Source organism: Seonamhaeicola marinus, assembly GCF_008085455.1.
Genome location: NZ_VSDQ01000080.1, coordinates 1 through 515 on the forward strand (window position 1 = coordinate 1; position 515 = coordinate 515).

At 36.5% G+C, this 515-nt stretch carries 1 protein-coding gene; it reads left to right on the top strand.

Annotated elements, in window-relative coordinates; translation table 11 throughout:
• Positions 1–464, top strand: a 464-nt coding sequence (locus FUA24_RS00500; protein WP_394344173.1) for a metallophosphoesterase, incomplete at its 5' end; no start/stop codon positions are given.
• Positions 465–515: the final 51 nt, after the last annotated feature.

A 515-nucleotide genomic window follows, 5' to 3' on the forward strand; every position in this document is an offset into this window, starting at 1 on the left:
TGCAAAAGGAAATTGGCTTTAACTTATTGCTTAATGAACACAAATTTATTGAAAAAAATGGCCAACGAATAGCCTTAATAGGTGTTGAAAATTGGGGCGCTGGCGGATTTAAAAAAGCAGGCGATTTAAAAAAGGCCTCTTCGGGTGTAGAAAAAAATGACTTTAAAATTCTACTAAGCCATGATCCATCACATTGGGAGCAACAAGTAATTAATGATGATTACCACTACCACTTAACCCTTAGCGGGCACACACACGGTATGCAGTTTGGTATAGAAATTCCAGGTTGGTTTAAATGGAGTCCTGTTAAATGGCGTTACAAATATTGGGCAGGCATTTACCAAGAATTAGGGCAATATATTAATGTAAATCGAGGTTTTGGTTACTTAGCATTTCCGGGTCGCGTTGGTATTTGGCCAGAAATAACCGTAATAGAATTAAAAAAAGGCGTTAAAACAGCCTAAAAATGGTTAAAATTGTGCTATCTCGCACTTTTTTAATAAATTAGGCTACTG